The 17,051-nt window shown below is 71.4% G+C and carries 13 protein-coding genes; 6 read left to right on the forward strand and 7 right to left on the reverse strand.

Annotated features, from left to right (window positions below; all coding sequences use genetic code 11):
• Positions 1 to 18 precede the first annotated feature (18 nt).
• Both ACWGJB_RS34205 and ACWGJB_RS34210 read left to right on the forward strand, forming a co-directional pair.
• Positions 19 to 2,142 (forward strand): alpha-galactosidase, encoded by a 2,124-nt coding sequence (locus ACWGJB_RS34205; protein ID WP_453383964.1) that lies wholly within the window; start codon positions 19 to 21, stop codon positions 2,140 to 2,142.
• 15 nt (positions 2,143 to 2,157) lie between these two features.
• Positions 2,158 to 4,188, forward strand: a complete 2,031-nt coding sequence (locus ACWGJB_RS34210; protein ID WP_453383925.1) for a PQQ-dependent sugar dehydrogenase — start codon at positions 2,158 to 2,160, stop codon at positions 4,186 to 4,188.
• 15 nt (positions 4,189 to 4,203) lie between these two features.
• On the opposite strand, the gene ACWGJB_RS34215 is transcribed toward ACWGJB_RS34210, so the two are convergent.
• The gene (locus tag ACWGJB_RS34215; protein WP_453383926.1) at positions 4,204 to 6,036 is read right to left on the reverse strand and encodes an AMP-dependent synthetase/ligase; all 1,833 of its coding nucleotides are present in this window, start codon (positions 6,034 to 6,036) and stop codon (positions 4,204 to 4,206) included.
• Positions 6,037 to 6,283: 247 nt separating this feature from the next.
• On the reverse strand, positions 6,284 to 7,783 hold the full coding sequence (locus ACWGJB_RS34220) for an MFS transporter (protein ID WP_453383927.1): 1,500 nt from the start codon (positions 7,781 to 7,783) through the stop codon (positions 6,284 to 6,286).
• Positions 7,784 to 7,880: 97 nt separating this feature from the next.
• Here ACWGJB_RS34220 and ACWGJB_RS34225 point away from each other — a divergent pair, with 97 nt between their 5' ends.
• Positions 7,881 to 8,873 carry an Lrp/AsnC family transcriptional regulator gene (locus tag ACWGJB_RS34225; protein WP_453383928.1) on the forward strand — a complete coding sequence of 331 codons (993 nt, stop codon included), beginning with the start codon at positions 7,881 to 7,883 and terminating at the stop codon, positions 8,871 to 8,873.
• A 56-nt stretch (positions 8,874 to 8,929) separates the two neighbouring features.
• Here ACWGJB_RS34225 and ACWGJB_RS34230 read toward each other — a convergent pair whose 3' ends face one another.
• On the reverse strand, positions 8,930 to 9,805 hold the full coding sequence (locus ACWGJB_RS34230; RefSeq protein WP_453383929.1) for a LysR substrate-binding domain-containing protein: 876 nt from the start codon (positions 9,803 to 9,805) through the stop codon (positions 8,930 to 8,932).
• A 172-nt stretch (positions 9,806 to 9,977) separates the two neighbouring features.
• Here ACWGJB_RS34230 and ACWGJB_RS34235 point away from each other — a divergent pair, with 172 nt between their 5' ends.
• Together ACWGJB_RS34235 and ACWGJB_RS34240 are read left to right on the forward strand one after the other, a co-directional pair.
• Complete coding sequence (locus ACWGJB_RS34235; protein WP_453383930.1) at positions 9,978 to 11,030, forward strand: bile acid:sodium symporter family protein; 1,053 nt, start codon at positions 9,978 to 9,980, stop codon at positions 11,028 to 11,030.
• A gap of 197 nt (positions 11,031 to 11,227) precedes the next feature.
• Positions 11,228 to 11,755, forward strand: a complete 528-nt coding sequence (locus ACWGJB_RS34240) for an isochorismatase family protein (protein ID WP_453383931.1) — start codon at positions 11,228 to 11,230, stop codon at positions 11,753 to 11,755.
• A 4-nt stretch (positions 11,756 to 11,759) separates the two neighbouring features.
• Here the strand turns inward: ACWGJB_RS34240 and ACWGJB_RS34245 are convergent, their stop codons facing one another.
• On the reverse strand, positions 11,760 to 12,479 hold the full coding sequence (locus ACWGJB_RS34245) for an SDR family oxidoreductase (RefSeq protein WP_453383932.1): 720 nt from the start codon (positions 12,477 to 12,479) through the stop codon (positions 11,760 to 11,762).
• A 140-nt stretch (positions 12,480 to 12,619) separates the two neighbouring features.
• Between ACWGJB_RS34245 and ACWGJB_RS34250 the strand changes: the two genes are divergently transcribed.
• Complete coding sequence (locus ACWGJB_RS34250) at positions 12,620 to 13,444, forward strand: LysR family transcriptional regulator (protein ID WP_453383933.1); 825 nt, start codon at positions 12,620 to 12,622, stop codon at positions 13,442 to 13,444.
• 71 nt (positions 13,445 to 13,515) lie between these two features.
• On the opposite strand, the gene fdhD is transcribed toward ACWGJB_RS34250, so the two are convergent.
• The 3 genes from fdhD to ACWGJB_RS34265 are packed head-to-tail and all read right to left on the reverse strand — an operon-like array spanning position 13,516 to position 17,046.
• Positions 13,516 to 14,364 carry a formate dehydrogenase accessory sulfurtransferase FdhD gene (gene fdhD / locus ACWGJB_RS34255; RefSeq protein WP_453383934.1) on the reverse strand — a complete coding sequence of 283 codons (849 nt, stop codon included), beginning with the start codon at positions 14,362 to 14,364 and terminating at the stop codon, positions 13,516 to 13,518.
• A 7-nt stretch (positions 14,365 to 14,371) separates the two neighbouring features.
• Positions 14,372 to 15,232: a 2Fe-2S iron-sulfur cluster-binding protein gene (locus ACWGJB_RS34260; RefSeq protein ID WP_453383935.1), complete on the reverse strand. Its 861-nt coding sequence runs from the start codon at positions 15,230 to 15,232 to the stop codon at positions 14,372 to 14,374.
• On the reverse strand, positions 15,229 to 17,046 hold the full coding sequence (locus ACWGJB_RS34265) for an NADH-ubiquinone oxidoreductase-F iron-sulfur binding region domain-containing protein (RefSeq protein WP_453383965.1): 1,818 nt from the start codon (positions 17,044 to 17,046) through the stop codon (positions 15,229 to 15,231). Before ACWGJB_RS34265 ends, ACWGJB_RS34260 begins: the two co-directional genes overlap by 4 nt.
• Positions 17,047 to 17,051 lie beyond the last annotated feature (5 nt).

A 17,051-nucleotide genomic window follows, 5' to 3' on the forward strand; every position in this document is an offset into this window, starting at 1 on the left:
CAGTCCGTCCGGCCCGCCATGGGCTGGAGCAGCTGGAGTTATGTGCGCCGCCAGCCCACCGAGGCCAAGATCAAGGCCCAGGCCGACGCGCTGGTCGCGAGCGGGCTGAAGGACCACGGCTTCGTCCACGTCAACCTCGACGACTTCTGGCAGAAGTGCGACTCGAACGGCTTCACCGTCGACTCGTACGGCCGCTGGGCCGTCGACACCGCCAAGTTCCCCGGCGGCATCAAGGCCGTCGCCGACTACGTCCACTCCAAGGGCCTGAAGTTCGGCTTCTACGTCACCCCTGGCATCGCCAAGAACGCCGTCACCAAGAACACCCCGATCGAGGGCACGTCGTACCACGCGAAGGACATCGCGGACACCTCGAAGACCGAGAAGAACTACAACTGCAAGAACATGTACTACATCGACTACTCCAAGCCGGGCGCGCAGGAGTTCGTGAACTCCTGGGCGAACCAGTTCGCCTCCTGGGGAGTCGACTACCTGAAAATCGACGGGGTGGGCAGCCAGGACGTCCCGGACGTGAAGGCCTGGTCCCAGGCGCTGCGCGGCACCGGACGGCCCATCACCTTCGGGCTCTCCAACAACCTTCCGATCGCCGACGCCCCGACCTGGCGGCAGCTCGCGAACAGCTGGCGCACCCAGGGCGACGTCGAGTGCTACTGCGGTCCCGGCGACCACGGCAGCGGCTATCCGCTCACCGACTGGTCACATGTCTCCGCCCGCTTCGACACGGCCGCGAACTGGCAGCCGTACGCCGGTCCCGGCGGCTGGAACGACCTGGACTCCCTGGAGATCGGCAACGGCGACCAGGTCGGCCTCACCGCCGACCAGCGGCGCTCCCACTTCACCCTGTGGGCGATGGCCGCGGCCCCGCTGCTCCTCGGCACCGACCTGACCCGTCTCGACACCGTCGACAAGGCCATGCTCACCAACGACCGGCTCATCGGCGTCGACCAGGACGGGGTCGCCGCGAAGCGGATCGTGAACAGCGGGGTCAAACAGGTGTGGAGCAAGAAGGAGAGCGACGGCCAGTACGTCGTCGCCCTCTTCAACACCGGCACCTCCGGCAGCTCCACGGTCTCGGTGAAATGGACCCAGGTCGGCTTCTCCGGCTCCGGCGACGTCACCGACCTGTGGTCCGGCTCCCACAAGGGCGTGACGGCCGACTCCTACAGCGCCGGCCTGCGGCCGGGCGAGACCCGTCTGATCCGCGTCAAACCGGTCGACTCGCTCAAGGCGGCGGCTGCACCGGGCTTCGCCGTCGCCCCCTACGAATACCTCGGCTGGGGCAGCCCGCAGAATCCCACCTCGGTGATGTCGGCGACCGGCGTCAAGTGGTTCACCCTCGCCTTCGTCCTCTCCGACGGCACCTGCAACCCCAAGTGGGACGGCTCGCGCCCGCTCACCGGCGGCGACGACCAGGCGAAGATCAACGCGATCCGGGCGGCCGGCGGAGACGTCGTCGTCTCCGTCGGCGGCTGGAGCGGGAACAAGCTCGGCGAGAGGTGTTCCAGTGCGAGCGCACTCGCCGGCGCCTACCAAAAGGTCATCAACGCCTACCGGTTGAAGGCCCTCGACATCGACATCGAGAACACCGAGTGGTCCAACGCGACCGTACGGCAGCGGGTGGTGGACGCGCTGAAGACGGTCAAGGCGAACAACCCCGGTCTCAGGACCGTCATCACCTTCGGCACCACGACCGGCGGCCCCGACTCCACCGGCGTCGACATGATCAAGCGGGCCGCGAACTCCGGTCTGTCGAACGACGTCTGGTGCATCATGCCGTTCGACTTCGGCGGGGGCGCCACGAACATGGGCACCCTCACCACCCAGGCCATGGAAGGTCTCAAGGCCCGGGTCAAGTCCGCCTACGGCTACAGCGACGCCACCGCCTACGCCCACATCGGTTTGTCCTCGATGAACGGCACGACCGACGACTCCGGGGAACGGGTCCGCGTCGCCGACTTCAGGACCATGCTCGGCTACGCCCAGCAGCACCACATCGGCCGCCTCACCTACTGGTCCGTCAACCGCGACCGGGCCTGTGGCTCCGGCACCGACGGGGACGCCTGCAGCGGTGTCCCGCAGCAGCCGTACGACTACCTCAAGGTCTTCGCCCAGTACACGGGCTGAGAGGGAGCAACCTCCATGAACCTCAAGAGAGTTCTGCCCTACGGGCTGGCCGCGGTGCTCGCGCTGCCGCTGGCCGGGCTGAGCCAGGGCACCGCCCTCGCGGCCACCGACTACCAGGCCGAGAGCGCGACGATCTCCCAGGGCACGGTCGCCACCAACCACACCGGCTACACAGGCACCGGCTTCGTCGACTACACCAACATCAAGGGCTCGTCCGTGGAGTTCACGGTGAGCGCGACCGCCGCGGGCACCTCGGCGCTCACCCTCCGCTTCGCCAACGGCACCGCCGTCGACCGGCCGATGGACATCTCCGTGGGCGGCACGGTCGTCGCGTCCGGCGTCTCCTTCCCGGCCACCGCCGACTGGAACACGTGGACCACGAAAACCGTCGACGTCCCCCTGGCGGCGGGCTCCAACAAGATCCGCGCCACCGCGACCACCGCCAACGGCGGTCCCAACCTCGACAAGGTCAGCCTCGACACGCCCGCCGACACCCAGGCCCCCACCAGGCCCGGCCAGCCGTCCTGCTCCGACATCGGCGAGGACGGGCTGACCCTCGGCTGGGGCGCGGCCACCGACAACGTGGGTGTGACGGCGTACGACCTCTACGAGCACGGCAACAAGATCGGCGAGGCGCCCGGGAGTTCGTCCTCCAAGGCGCTCACCGGCCTCACCCCGGACACCACCTACGACCTCACCGTCATCGCCCGCGACGCGGCCGGAAACACCTCACCGGCCAGCCCGGTCGTCGACTGCACCACCAAACCGAGCTCCGACACCACACCGCCCACCAAACCCGGCACCCTGTCTGCGGCCGGCATCACGGCGAACACCGTCGACCTCTCCTGGGGCGCGTCCACCGACGACCGGGCGGTGACCGCGTACGACATCCGCAGCGGGTCGACGGTCTACCGGACGGTCACCGGCGCCACCACCAGCACCCTCACGGGCCTCGCCTGCGACAGCCCGTACACCCTGGACGTCGTCGCCCGGGACGCGGCCGGCAACGTCTCCGAGCCGAGCAACAGCGTCACCTTCACCACCAAGGCCTGCGCCACCGACGGCGGCGTCCCCTCCTCCGTCGCCACCCTCTCCTCCGGCTGGACGATCCCCTGGGGCACCTACTGGATGCCCGACGGCAAGACCGCCCTGGTCACGGAGCGGGACGACTTCCGGGTCTGGAAGGTGACCGAGGACGGTACGAGGACCCAGGTCGGGACCGTCCCGAACGCCGTCACCACCAACGGGGAGGGCGGGCTGCTCGGGGTCGCGGTCGACCCCAAGTGGGGGACGAACCACTACGTCTACTTCATGCACACCGCGTCCGAGGGCAACCGGGTCGTGCGCATGACCTACGACGGCAGCAAGCTCAGCGACTACCAGGTGCTGCTCCAGGGCATCAAGAAGAACCGCTACCACAACGGCGGACGGCTCCTCTTCGGCCCCGACGGCTATCTCTACGTCTCCACCGGGGAGGCCCAGACACCCGACCTCGCCCAGGACAAGAACTCCCTGAACGGCAAGATCCTGCGGATGACGACGGACGGAAAGGCGGCCCCGGGCAACCCGTTCGGGAACTACGTCTACAGCCTCGGCCACCGCAACCCGCAGGGCCTCGCCTTCGACCGCAACGGGCGGCTGTGGGAGGCCGAGTTCGGCAACAGCTCCAAGGACGAGCTGAACCTGATCAAGCCGGGCGCCAACTACGGCTGGCCGACCTGTGAGGGCACCTGCTCGGTCGCGGGAATGACCAACCCGAAGGCCACCTGGAACGTGTCAGAGGCCTCGCCGAGCGGTATCGCCATCGTCCGCAACGTCGTCTACATGGCGTCCCTGCGCGGCGAACGGCTGTGGCGCGTCCCGATCAACGGCAACGCCGAGAGCGTCGGCACGCCGACGGCGTACTACGTGGGCACCTACGGTCGCCTGCGGACCGTGACCAAGGTGCCGGGCGCCGACCAGCTGTGGCTGTCCACCACCAACTGCGACAACAACGGCAACGAGCCCGACGGATCCGACAAGGTCTTCCGGATCGACATCAAGTGACGAGCTGACGGGCCGTCAGGCCCGGTAGAGGGCCTCGACCTCGTTGGCGTAGGCGTTCTCGATCGCCTTGCGCTTCAGCTTCAACGACGGGGTCAGCAGGCCGTGTTCCTCGGTGAACGGCTGGGCGAGGATACGGAAGGTACGGATCGACTCGGCCTGCGAGACCAGGGTGTTGGCGGCCACCACCGCGCGCCGCACCTCGGTCTCCAGGTCGGCGTCGCGCACCAGCTGGGCCTCGGACATCCGGGGCTTGCCGCGCATCTGCAGCCAGTGCTCGACGGCCTCGGTGTCCAGCGTGACCAGGGCCGCGATGTAGGGGCGGTCGTTGCCGACGACGATGCACTGGTTGACCAGCGGATGGTCGCGCACCCGCTCCTCCAGGACACCGGGGGAGACACTCTTGCCGCCGGAGGTCACCAGGATCTCCTTCTTGCGGCCGGTGATGGTGAGATAGCCGTCCTCGTCCAGGGAGCCCAGGTCGCCGGTGGCCAGCCAGCCGTCGTGCAGGGTGGCGTCGGTGGCCTTCTGGTTGTTGAGGTAGCCCTGGAAGACGTTGCCGCCGTGCAGCCAGACCTCGCCGTCGTCCGCGATGTGCACGGTGGTGCCCGGGACGGCCTGGCCGACCGTGCCGTAGCGGGTGCGCTCGGGCGGGTTGGCGGTGGCGGCCGCCGTCGACTCGGTCAGGCCGTAGCCCTCGTAGATCTGCACGCCCGCGCCGGCGAAGAACAGGCCGAGCCTGCGGTCCATGGCCGAGCCGCCGGACATGGCGTTGCGGATCCGGCCGCCCATCGCCGCCCGCACCTTGGAGTAGACGAGCTTGTCGAAGAGCTGGTGCTGCACGCGCAGTGACGCGGACGGGCCGGGCCCGGTGCCCCACGCCTTCGCCTCGACGGCGTCCGCGTACTTGACCGCGATCTCCACCGCCTTCTCGAACGGGCCGCCCTTGCCCTCCTTCTCCGCCTTCCGCCGGGCCGCGTTGAACACCTTCTCGAAGATGTACGGCACGGCCAGGATGAACGTCGGCCGGAACGCGGCCAGATCGGGCAGCAACGCGGCCGCGTTCAGCTGCGGCTGGTGGCCGAAGCGCACACCGTGCCGGACCGCGGCCACCTCCACCATGCGGCCGAAGACGTGCGCGAGCGGCAGGAAGAGCAGGGTGGAGACCTCCTCGCCCTTCTTCGCGCGGAACACCGACTCCCAGCGGCCGACGACCGCGTCCGCCTCGTACATGAAGTTGCCGTGCGACAGCACACAGCCCTTCGGGCGGCCGGTGGTGCCCGAGGTGTAGATGATCGTGGCGACCGAGTCCGGGGTGACCGCCTGCCGGTGCCGGTGCACGACCTCGTCCTCCAGATGCGCACCCGCGTCGTACAGCTCCTGCACCGCGCCGGAGTCCAGCTGCCACAGCTGGTGCAGCTGCGGCAGCCGGTCGATGACGGTGGCGATCGTCATCGCGTGGTCCTCGTGCTCCACGATCGCGGCCGTGCACTCGGCGTCGTACAGCATCCAGAAGCACTGTTCGGCCGACGACGTGGGGTAGACCGGCACCACCTGGGCACCGATCGTCCACAGGGCGAAGTCGAACAGCGTCCACTCGTAACGCGTGCGGGACATGATCGCGACCCGGTCGCCGAACCGGATGCCGCGCGCCAGCAGCCCCTTGGCGAGGGCCAGGACCTCGTCGCGGAACTCGGCGGAGGTCACCTCACGCCACTGGCCGAGGTCGTCCTTGCGGCCCAGGGCGATGTGCAGCGGGTCCGCCAGGGCATGCTCGAACACGCAGTCGGCCAGACCGCCGACCGGCGGCGCCGACGCCAACGCCAACGGCGGGTTGGTGAACTCGCGCAAACCCCGCTCCCGCTTCTCGCTCCCCAGTCACGCTCCGCACAGCGCCGTGAAAGCTACCCCACCGGCAGACCGTTCGGGAGGGGGTGCGAAAACGAGCATTGCTCTCGTATGTGCCCGTCAGGGCCTGGAAAATACCCTCACATGGGGAAGGGTCGGACAGAATCCTTACGGTTGAGTAAGTTCCGCCTCCGTAATCTCCACTGAATCTGTACGACCCGATTACCGCCCCCGGCCGGTTACCGGCCGGTCAGGCACGCGGCAGTGCCGTCCCCTCCGAGGACTGCGCCGCCGGCGCCGTTTTCGTCACCGGGCCGTCCGTGCGCGGGGCCCGGACCAGCACCAGGACCAGGGCGCCCGCCACCACCGAGGCGCCGCCCAGCACCAGCAGGGCGCCGTTCAGCCCGGAGGCGAAGGCCGTGCGCAGGGTGTGCTCGGCGAAGGTGCCGCGCAGCGCTCCGGCGCCGCCGCCCGCCAGCGTGTGCGCCGCGTCGTGCGGCAGCGTGCCGGTCATCCGGGAGGTCACCACGGTCCCGGAGACGGCGACCCCGAGCGCGTACCCCAGCTGCCGGACCGTGTTCACCGCACCGCCCGCCATCCCGGCCCGCTCCGCGGGCACCGCGGCCAGTGCCGCGCCCGCGACCGTCGGCGACACGAGCCCGGTGCCGATACCCACCAGCACGAACCCCGGTATCAGCGCGGTCCAGGAGGAGCCCGCGCCCAGCACCGCCTGGCAGAGGTCGCCCGCGCCGATCAGCAGCAGCCCGCCGTCGACCGTCAGCCGGGCTGGCGCCCCGTGCAGCAGCCGCCCCACCAGCACCGCGACCACCATCGCCGCCACCGTCATCGGCAGCAGTGTCAGCCCGCCCCGCACCGGGGTCATCCCGAGCAGGGTCTGCATCCAGATCGACACGTACGGCAGCGCCCCGAACGCGACCCCGCTGAACGCGAACGCCCCCACCATGACTCCGGTGAACGACCGTCCGCGCAGCAGCGACAGCTCCAGCAGCGGATGCGCGGCCCGCCGCTCCACCAGCACGAACACCAGCAGCCCGAGGGTCGCCGCGGCGAACGCGCCGAGCGCCGCCGCCGCCGTCCAGCCGTCCTCCCCGGCCCGTACGACCCCGTAGGTCACGCCACCGGCGAACAGCGCGAACGCGACCGTACCCGCCCAGTCCACGCGCATCCCGCGCGGTCCCCGCGACTCCGGTACGACCCGCAGCGTCAGCCACACCGCGACCACACTGACCGGCAGGTTCACCAGGAAGATCCACCGCCAGCCGGGCCCCGCCGTCAGCAGCCCGCCGACCACAGGACCGACCGCCGCGGCCCCGCCGCTCACCGCACCCCACACGCCGAGCGCCGCCGACCGCTGCCGCCCCTGGTAGACCGAGCCGAGCAGCGGCAGTGTCGTCGCGAACATCGCGGCCGCGCCCACCCCCTGCACGGCCCGCGCCGCCACCAGCGTCCCCGGCCCCGGCGCCAGCCCGCACAGCAGGCTCGCCGCGGCGAACAGCACGACACCGGCCACATGCACCCGGCGCCGGCCGAGGATGTCGGCCGCCGCCCCCGCCCCCAGCAGCAGCGCGGCGAGCGCCAGGGCGTACCCGTCCACCACCCACTGCAGGTCGCTCAGTGACGCGTGCAGTGCCGCCGCCATGTCCGGCAGCGCCACCACCACGATCGTCACGTCGAGCAACAACATGAACGTTCCCAGACACACCGCGGTCAGCGGCCCCCACCTGCGCATCGCTTCACTCCTCGGCCGAACGGCTTGCTGTCACTCCGTACCATGGGGTCAGTCCGGCCGATCAGGGCGGTGGAACCGGGATGTTCGGCGGAATCCGATGGGAGAGACCGTGCTGGCACTGGAATCCGACACGTTCGACGAGCTGGACCTGCGGCTGCTCAGCGCGCTGGAGGTCGACGGCCGGGCCTCCTTCAGCCGGATCGGGGCGGTAGTCGGCGTCTCCGACCAGACGATCGCCCGCCGCTACCGCAGACTGTGCGCCGAGGCCGGGCTGCGGGTGGTCGCCGTCCGGGACGCCGAACGGCTCGGCCAGGACCAGTGGATGCTCCGGCTGCGCTGCGCGCCCGACGGCGCCACCGTCATCGCCGAGGCCCTCGCCAAGCGCCCCGACACCGCCTGGATCGGGCTGGCCGCCGGCGGCACCGAGATCGTTTGCATGACCCGGCCGCGCCACCCCGGCGACCACGACGACCTGCTGCTCGGGAAACTGCCACGCACCCCCAGCGTGGTGGAGATCCGCGCCCAGCAGCTCCTGCACCGGTTCTACGGCGGCCCGTCCGGGTGGGTGCTGAAGTTCCGGGCGCTGACGGACGACCAGGTCGCCGCGTTGCGCCCGGCGGCGCCGGAGTCCGACGGGCCGGTGTGGCTGGAACCCGAGGACGCTCCGCTGCTCGCCGCGCTGGAGCGGGACGGGCGCGCGACCTACCCGGAGTTGCAACGGGCGACGGGACGGTCCGAGTCGTCGGTGAAGCGCCGGCTGGCCGCGCTGCTCGCCTCCGGGGCGGTGTACATCGACGTCGAGTACCGGTGCGAGGTGCTGGGGTTCTCGAAGTCCGCGGTGCTGTGGATCACCACCACGCCGGCCGCGATGCCCTCCGTCGGCCAGGCGCTGGCAGGGCATGACGAGGTGGCGTTCGCCGCGGCCACCGCCGGGCCGTCGCACGTCGTGGTGACGGCGGTGCTGCGAGATACGGCGCATCTGTACGCGTATCTGAGCGGCCCGGTGGGGCAACTGGAGGGGGTGCAGCATGTGGAGGCCATGCCGTTTTTGCGGAGGGTGAAGCAGTTGACGTATCAGGGGCCGTGGTGAGTTCGCGGGGCGGTGGCGGCCGGTCGCGCCCACGCGGCGGCAGCCGCACCTCCGATTCAGCCCCGCGCCCGTGCGGGCCGCAACCGCGCGCCTCCTTTCAGGATCGCGGCCGCCAGTGCGTCCGCCGCCGCCTGTGCCGGTGTGCGTCTCGGGCCGTGTACGACGACGAAGTCGACCTTGCCCAGTTCCGGTAGTCCCGCCCGGTCCGGGACGCGGAACAGACCCGGGGGGACCAGGCCCTTCGAGTGGGCCATCACGCCCAGGCCCGCCCGGGCCGCCGCGATCAGCCCGTTGAGGCTGCCGCTGGTGCACACGATGCGCCATTCGCGGCCCTGGCGTTCCAGCGCCTCCAGGGCCAGTGCGCGGGTGATGCCCGGCGGGGGATAGACGATGAGCGGGACCGGACGGTCGGGGTCCAGACGGAGCCGCTCCGCGCCGATCCACACCAGGTCGTCGTGCCAGACCAGCTCGCCGAGCGGATCCTCCACGCGTCGCTTGGCCAGCACCAGGTCCAGCTTCCCGGCGGCCAGCTGCTCGTGCAGGGTGCCCGACAGCTCCACGGTCAGCTCCAGGTCGACCTCGGGATGGTCGTAGCGGAACCCCTCCAGGATCTCCGGCAGCCGGGTGAGGACGAAGTCCTCCGACGCGCCGAACCGGAGCCGGCCGCGCACCCTGGTCCCGGTGAAGAAGGCCGCCGCCTGCTCGTGCACCTCCAGGATCCGGCGGGCGAAGCCGAGCATCGCCTCGCCGTCCTCGGTCAGTTCCACCGAGTGGGTGTCCCGGGAGAACAGCTGGCGGCCGGCCGCGTCCTCCAGACGCCGCACGTGCTGGCTGACGGTCGACTGGCGCAGTCCCAGGCGGCGGGCCGCCTGGGTGAAGCTGAGGGTCTGGGCCACCGCGAGGAAGGTCCGCAGCTGCGAAGGGTCATACACTCGAACATGTTATCGCGGAACGCGATGGCAGTCAGAACGGTATACCGGATTCCCGATCGCCTGCCGGAGGAGGACGATGGAGAGGGGCCTTCCGGGCCGCCGGCGAGAGCCCCCGCGAGAGCCCGGCGTACGCGCCGGCCCGACACCATGGACCGACCGCAAGTGGAGCACCGTGAAACGCCTGAGCTGGCCCAGTTGGATGCCGATCGACCCGTACGTCCTGCTGTTGCTCGGGACGGTATGCATCGCCGCGCTCCTCCCGGCCCGTGGCACCGCCGCCGACGTGGCCTCCGGCGCCTCCACGGCCGCGATCGCCTTCCTCTTCTTCCTCTACGGCGCCCGCCTGTCCACCCGCGAGGCCGTCGACGGACTGCGGCACTGGCGGCTCCATGCCACGGTCCTGGTCTGCACGTTCGTGGTCTTCCCGGTGCTCGGCCTGGCCGCCCGCGGCCTGGTGCCCGTGCTGCTCACCCATCCGCTCTACCAAGGCTTCCTCTTTCTCACCCTGGTGCCCTCGACCATCCAGTCGTCGATCGCCTTCACCTCGATCGCCCGGGGCAATGTGCCCGCCGCGATCTGCGCCGGGTCCTTCTCCTCGCTGATCGGCATCGTCCTCACCCCGCTGCTCGCCGCCGCACTGCTCGGCAGCAACGGGGGCGGCTTCTCCGCCGACTCGATCGTCAAGATCGTCCTCCAGCTGCTGGTGCCGTTCGTCGCCGGACAGCTGCTGCGCCGGTGGATCGGGGAGTTCATCGCCCGGCACAAGAAGATCCTCGGCCTGGTCGACCGCGGCTCGATCCTGCTGGTCGTCTACACCGCGTTCAGCGAGGGCATGGTCCGGGGCATCTGGCACCAGGTCAGCGCCGTCCGGCTGGCCGGCCTGCTCGCCGTCGAGGCCGTGCTGCTCGCCGTGATGCTCCTCCTGACCTGGTACGGCGCCAAGGCGCTCGGCTTCGGCCGCGGGGACCGCATCGCCATCCAGTTCGCCGGATCGAAGAAGTCCCTCGCCTCCGGACTGCCCATGGCCAGCGTCCTGTTCGGCGCCCATGCCTCGCTGGCCGTGCTGCCGCTGATGCTCTTCCACCAGATGCAGCTCATGGTGTGCGCGGTCATCGCCAAGCGCCGTGCCCACGACCCGGAGGCCCAGGAGGAGGACGCCGTGCCCCCGGCCGCCCCCGCGGCGGAGTCACGGTCGGCCGTCGGCACCGGGACCTCCGGCCGCTGAGAGGCCGGCGAGGGGGCGGCGAGCGGCCGGCGAGCGGTCGGCGAGGGGGCGGCTTGCGGGCGGCGAGGGGGCGCGGCCTTTCCGAGGTCGGCCCGGGACCCGATCGCCGGTGTTGTCGGCTGCCGAACGCGACCAGTTCACGGGCCTGTTGATCCGGATTTCCGGTACGGACGGCTGATGACGGCTAACGTTCCGTCATGACCGCACCCCTGGCGCTCGACCCGGCGCGCACCGCTCTCGTCCTCGTCGACCTGATGGACCGCATCGTCGCGCTGCCCCTGGAGCCCCGCAAGGGCACCGAAGTCCTGCACACCGCCGAGCAGCTGGCCCACTCCTTCCGCGCGGCCGGCGCACCCGTGGTGCTGCTCCGCGTGGAACGGCCCGCGCTCGCCGAGCAGCCGCCGGGCAGCGGGCTGGTGGCCGGACTCCGCGGAGAAGGAGACGTGGAGATCGTCAAGCGCACGATCGGCGGCTTCCAGGGCACGGAACTCGACGCCCGGCTGCGCCGGCTCGGCGTCACCCGTCTGGTGTTCGGCGGCATCGCCACCAACCTCGGCGTCGAATCCACCGCCCGCGCCGCCGCCGACCTCGGCTACGACCTCGTCTTCGTGTCGGACGCCATGGCCGCCTTCACGGCCGCCGAGCACGAGGCGTCCGTCAGGCTCGACTTCCCGCGCCTGGGCACGGTCGTGACCGCCGCCGACGTACGCCTCACCCCCGCCTGACCGCTCAGACCAGCGACCCGCCCCCGTCCACGACCACCACCGACCCGGTGCTGTACCCCCCACGCATCAGGTACAGGTACGCCTCCGCCACATCCGCCGGCTCGCCGACCCGCCCCACCGGCAGCGACTCGGCGGACGACCGGAACAGACCGTCCCGGTCCGCCTCCGGCAGCTCCCGCCACAGCTCGGTCCGCACCACTCCCGGCGAGACCACGTTGAACCGCACCGGCGCCAGCTCCACGGCCAGCGCCCGGGTCAGCGACTCCATCGCCCCGCACAGCGCCGACGCGACGCTCGAACCGGGCATCGGCCGCTGTCCCGCCGTACCCGTGGTCAGCACCACCGAACCCCCGGGGCGGATCGACCCGACGCCGTACTTCACCGCCGTGTACGCGCCGAACAGCCGGGTGTCCAGAAAACGCCGGGCCTCCTCGACGCTTGTTCGGGCCACGGTCTCCAGCAGCAGCGACTCACCCGCCGTGAACACCAGGTGGTCGTATCCGCCGAGCCGCGCGAAGAAGCCGCGCACCGCCTCCTCGTCCGTGGCGTCCAGCACCTGGCCCTCGGCGTCCTCGGGCAGCACCTTCAGTGCCGCGTCCACGCTCTCCTGCCGGCGCGAGGCGACGACGACCCGCGCGCCCTCCCGCGCCGCGCCCTCCGCGACCGCGAGCCCGATGCCCGACGTACCTCCGATGACGACGACACGCTGTCCCTGCAGACCCATGGCCGGCTCCTCTCCGAGCTGCTGTTCCGTCCCGTTCGGACGCTTCCAGCCTGCGGCCCGGCGGCATCGGCCGTCCAAGACCTCTTCCGGCGGTGGCGATGCCCTGAAGGCATCGCCGTCTCTGGCCAGGAGGTGCGGGCATGGACCTGGATCTGCGCAAGGTCCGCTACTTCGTGGCGGTCGCCGAGCTCCTCCACTTCGGCCGGGCGGCCGAGCTGCTGCACATCGCCCAACCGGTGCTCAGCCGTCAGATCCGCGCGCTGGAGAAGGACCTGGGCGCCGACCTGTTCGTACGGGACAGCCACGGCGTGACCCTGACCGACGCCGGTCACCAGCTCCTCGACGACGCGCGCCAGTTGCTGGCCACCGCCGACGGCACCCGGCGCCGTGTCCTGCAGGCCGCCCGCGGCCGGCAGCGGCTCGTCGTCGGCTTCCGCGCCGGTGTCGTCGTCACCCCCGCGCTGCGCGCCTTCGCCGCGACCCACCCGGATGTCGAGACGGGCGCCCGCCGGGTCGAGTGGGACGACCAGGAGCGGCTCATCCTCGACGGCACGGTCGACATCGCCTACGTACGGCGGCCGGTCCGCGAGGACGGACTCGAACTGCGCCCCCTGTACGGCGAGACCCGCGTGGCCATGCTCCCCGCCGAGCACCGGCTGGCCGGGAAACCGGAGATCACGCTCGCCGACCTCGACGGCGAGCGATGGCTGCGCTACAACGATCCCCTCCCCGGCGACCTGCCGCTGCGCACCATCGAGGAGAAGTTCGAGCGGGTGGCCGCCGGCACCGGCATCACCCTGGTGCCGCACTCGGTCGCCGAGCAGTACTCCCGCCCGGACATCGCCTACGTCCCGGTCTCCGACGCCGATCCCGACCGGGTGCTGCTGGCCTGGGCGGCCGGCCGCCGCTCCCCGCTGATCGCAGCGTTCGCCGAGGCCGCGACGGGCGTCGCGGTGCCCGGCTGAGGCGGGGCCCCTGCGGCGCAGGGGGCGCTCCCCGCCGGTCGGGGCCCCGCCGCCGTGCCGCGGGGAGCCGGTCAGCCCTGGGCGGCCGCGGCCCGCAGGGCGATGCGGTCCTCGCCCGCGTACACGTTCATGTTGGGGCCCCGCAGGAAGCCGACCAGGGTCAGCCCGGTCTCCGCCGCCAGGTCCACCGCCAGCGAGGACGGCGCGGAGACCGCCGCCAGCAGCGGGATGCCCGCCATCACCGCCTTCTGCGCCAGCTCGAAGGAGGCCCGCCCGGAGACCAGCAGGATCGCCCGGGACAGCGGCAGGCTGCCGTTCTGCAGCGCCCGCCCGACCAGTTTGTCGACCGCGTTGTGCCGGCCCACGTCCTCCCGGATGTCCAGCAGCTCGCCGTCCTCGGAGAACAGGGCCGCCGCGTGCAGCCCCCCGGTCCGGTCGAACACCTGCTGGGAAGCGCGGAGCCGGTCGGGGAGGCTCGCGAGCAGCTGGGGTTCGACCCGGACCGGGGGAGTGTCGGCTATCGGCCAGCGCGCCGTCGTACGCACCGCGTCGAGGCTCGCCTTGCCGCACAGCCCGCAGGACGAGGAGGTGTAGACGTTCCGTTCCAGGGTGAAGTCGGGGAGCCTGACGCCCGGCGTGGTCCGTACGTCGACCACGTTGTAGGTGTTGGAGCCGTCCACCGTCGCTCCCGCGCAGTAGACGATGTTCTGCAGGTCGTCGGCGGTCGCCAGGACGCCTTCGCTCACCAGGAATCCGGCCGCCAGCGCGAAGTCGTCGCCGGGTGTGCGCATCGTGATGGCCAGGGGTTTGCCGTTGAGTCTGATCTCCAGCGGTTCCTCGGCGACGAGCGTGTCCGGCCGGGCGGAGACCGCTCCGTCGCGGATGCGGAGGACCTTGCGTCGTTCCGTGACTCGTCCCATGGTCTGATCAGCCCCGGTTCTGTACGTGCTGGTAGCCGAAACGGCCCTTGATGCAGAGGTTGCCGTGGGTCACCGGATTGTCGTGCGGCGAGGTGACCTTGACTATCTCATTGTCCTGCACGTGGAGCGTGAGGTTGCAGCCCACACCGCAGTACGCGCACACGGTGGTCGTCTCCGTCTGCCGCGACTCGTCCCAGGTGCCCGCCGCCCGCATGTCGAACTCCGACTTGAACGACAGCGCCCCGGTGGGGCACACCTCGACGCAGTTCCCGCAGTAGACACAGGCCGAGTCGGTCAGCGGGGCGTCGTGCTCCACGGCGATCCGGGCGTCGAAGCCGCGCCCGGCGACCGAGATCGCGAAGCTGTTCTGCCACTGGTCGCCACAGGCGTCCACGCACTTGTAGCAGAGGATGCACTTGTCGTAGTCGCGCACATACAGATCGTTGTCGACCCTGGGTTCCTCGTCCAGGCGGGCCGCGTCGGGGCCGAAGCGGTCCGGTTTCGCCTCGTACTCCTTGATCCACTCGGCGACCCGCGGGGTCGTTGACAGGTCCACCGAGGAGGCCAGCAGCTCCAGGACGATCCTGCGGCTGTGCCGGACGTGCTCGGTGCCGGTGCGTACCACCATCCCCGGCTCGGCCTTCCGGGAGCAGGCGGGCACGAGGGTCCGCGAACCCTCCACCTCGACCACGCAGACCCGGCAGGCGTTCTTCGGGCGCAGGGTGTCGCCCTCGCACAGCGTCGGGACGTCCGTCCCGGCCGCCCGGCAGGCGTCCAGGATCGTCGAGCCCTCCGGGACCCGGGCCTCCTCGCCGTCGATCGTGAACTCCAGCAGCCGGCGCGGGATTCCCAGCGGTGTGACGGTCATCGGTACGCCCCCAGACGGTCGATGGCGGATTCCACGGCGTTCCAGGCGGTCTGGCCCAGACCGCAGATCGAGGCGTCCCGCATCGCCCGGCCGACCTCGCGCAGCAGCGCGATGTCGTCGGCCGCGCCGGGTCCGGTGCGTTCGACGATCCGGTGCAGCGCCTCCTGCTGGCGGACCGTCCCCACCCGGCACGGCACGCACTGCCCGCAGGACTCGTCCCGGAAGAACTCGGCGATGCGGAGCAGGAGCCGAGGCAGCGGCACGGTGCCGTCGAAGGCCGTGACCACACCCGAGCCGAGCGTGGTGCCCGCCTCCCTGGTGCCCTCGAAGGTGAGCGGGATGCCGAGTTCGTCCGGCCGTACGAAGCCGCCGGCGGCCCCGCCGAGCAGCACCGCCCGCAAGTCGTCCCGGACTCCGGCGAGTTGCAGCAGCTCGCCGAGCGTGGCTCCGAAGGGGAGCTCGTAGACACCGGGGCGGGCCACGCTCCCCGACACGCAGAACAGTTTGGGTCCGGTGGACCTGGCGGTCCCGATCGCCGCGTAGGCCGGGGCGCCCATGGTCAGGATCGGCAGGACGTTGACCAGCGTCTCCACGTTGTTCTCGACCGTCGGCCTGCCGAACAGCCCCTTCTCCACCGGGAACGGCGGCTTCGAGCGCGGCTCGCCCCGGTACCCCTCGATAGAGTTGAACAGGGCCGTCTCCTCACCGCAGATGTACGCCCCCGCCCCGCGCCGGATCTCGATGTCGAAGGCGAAGCCCTGGCCGAGGATGTCCTCGCCGAGGAGGCCACGGGCACGCGCCTGGTCGACCGCGTGCTGTATCCGCCGTGTCGCGCGCGGATACTCACCGCGGATGTACAGGAAGCCCCGGTGCGCGCCGATCGCGTACGCCGCGACGGTCATCGCCTCCACCAGCGCGTACGGGTCGCCCTCCATGAGGACGCGGTCCTTGAAGGTGCCCGGCTCGGATTCGTCGGCGTTGCAGACGAGGTAGTGCGGGTGGTCCGGCTGGGACGCGGTGGCCTGCCACTTGCGGCCGGTGGGGAAGGCGGCGCCCCCGCGCCCTACCAGACCGGAGTCGGTGACCTCGCGGATGACTCCGGCGGGACCGAGACCGAAGGCGTGCCGCAGGGCGGTGTAGCCGCCGTGCGCCCGGTAGTCGTCGAGCGAGGACGGGTCGACCACGCCCACCCGCTTCAACAGGGTCAGACCTTCCTGTCCCGACTGCGGTACGGCCGTCGCGGCCGACGGCTCCTCGGGGGCCGAGTCGGGCGCGGTGGCCGCGAGGACGGCCGTCCTGACCGTCGCCGGCGCCGACACCGCGGTACGTGCCGGGTCCCCGGCCCGGATGGCAAGGGCGGCCGGAGCCCGCTCGCACAGGCCCAGACAGGGACTGCGCTCGACGTGCACCCCGGGACCGAGACCCTCCTCGACCCCGGCGCACAGTTCCGGCGCCCCGGCCGCCGTGCACGCCAGGTCCGTGCAGACGTGCAGGACGGTCGCCGGGCGGGGCTCGACGGAGAACATCGCGTAGAAGGTGGCGACGCCGTAGGCCTCGGCCGGGGGGACCGTGAGGCGGCGGCAGAGATAGCCGAGGGCCCCTTCGCTGATCCAGCCGATCCGGTCGTTGACCGCGTGCAGCCCCGGCAACAGCAGGTCGCGCCGGTCCCGGGCGGGGCGCCCGCCGCGTGCCCAGCGCAGATCCGCGTCGGAGCGGTCGGCGCCCTCCCAGGAGGACTCCGGAGGGCCGAGCAGGGCGTCGACGGCGGCCCGTTCCTCGTCCGTCGGTTTGCTGTCGCCGAAGTGCAGGTCCACCTGGG

The sequence above is a fragment of the Streptomyces sp. NPDC054813 genome, assembly GCF_053611365.1.

Coding starts and splice junctions, on each gene's coding strand:
- ACWGJB_RS34225 (WP_453383928.1), top strand. CDS start 7,881: ATGGGAGAGACCGTGCTGGCACTGGAATCCGACACGTTCGACGAGCTG.
- ACWGJB_RS34205 (WP_453383964.1), top strand. CDS start 19: ATGGGCTGGAGCAGCTGGAGTTATGTGCGCCGCCAGCCCACCGAGGCC.
- fdhD (WP_453383934.1), bottom strand. CDS start 14,364: ATGGGACGAGTCACGGAACGACGCAAGGTCCTCCGCATCCGCGACGGA.
- ACWGJB_RS34260 (WP_453383935.1), bottom strand. CDS start 15,232: ATGACCGTCACACCGCTGGGAATCCCGCGCCGGCTGCTGGAGTTCACG.
- ACWGJB_RS34210 (WP_453383925.1), top strand. CDS start 2,158: ATGAACCTCAAGAGAGTTCTGCCCTACGGGCTGGCCGCGGTGCTCGCG.
- ACWGJB_RS34250 (WP_453383933.1), top strand. CDS start 12,620: ATGGACCTGGATCTGCGCAAGGTCCGCTACTTCGTGGCGGTCGCCGAG.
- ACWGJB_RS34245 (WP_453383932.1), bottom strand. CDS start 12,479: ATGGGTCTGCAGGGACAGCGTGTCGTCGTCATCGGAGGTACGTCGGGC.
- ACWGJB_RS34240 (WP_453383931.1), top strand. CDS start 11,228: ATGACCGCACCCCTGGCGCTCGACCCGGCGCGCACCGCTCTCGTCCTC.
- ACWGJB_RS34220 (WP_453383927.1), bottom strand. CDS start 7,783: ATGCGCAGGTGGGGGCCGCTGACCGCGGTGTGTCTGGGAACGTTCATG.